Source organism: Streptomyces sp. DH12, from assembly GCF_020873895.1.
Classification (GTDB): Bacteria; Actinomycetota; Actinomycetes; order Streptomycetales; family Streptomycetaceae; genus Streptomyces.
The window spans coordinates 1-389 of record NZ_JAHWGT010001669.1 but is presented as its reverse complement, the minus strand read 5'-3'; the positions used below and the strand labels follow the sequence as shown (position 1 = coordinate 389).

Here is a 389-nt window from a genome sequence, read left to right as displayed (position 1 = left end):
AGCCTCGTCTGGTTCGCCAACGCCACCGGCGACTACCCGCCGCAGATCCGCGAGAAGCTGGCGCGGCTCGTCTTCGGTGCCGACGGACTGGCCCTGAACATCGCCCGCTACAACATCGGCGGCGGCAACGCCCCCGACGTCCAGGACTACCTGCGGCCCGGCGGGGCCGTCGAAGGCTGGTGGAAGGCGCCCGCCGGCACCACCCGCGAGGACACCGGCTGGTGGGACCCGGACGATCCGGCCGACTGGAACGACGGGGCCGACTCCACCCAGCGCTGGTGGGTCGACCGGATCAAGAAGGACATCACCCACTGGGAGACCTTCAGCAACTCCCCGCCCTGGTTCATGACGGTCAGCGGCTACGTCTCCGGCGGCTTCGACGCCACGCG

Annotated in this window: 1 pseudogene; it reads left to right on the top strand. The window is 70.7% G+C overall.

Annotation, left to right across the window (positions count from 1 at the left end):
* A pseudogene (locus tag LPA54_RS41650) lies at positions 1 to 389 on the top strand (ricin-type beta-trefoil lectin domain protein); the annotation flags it as partial.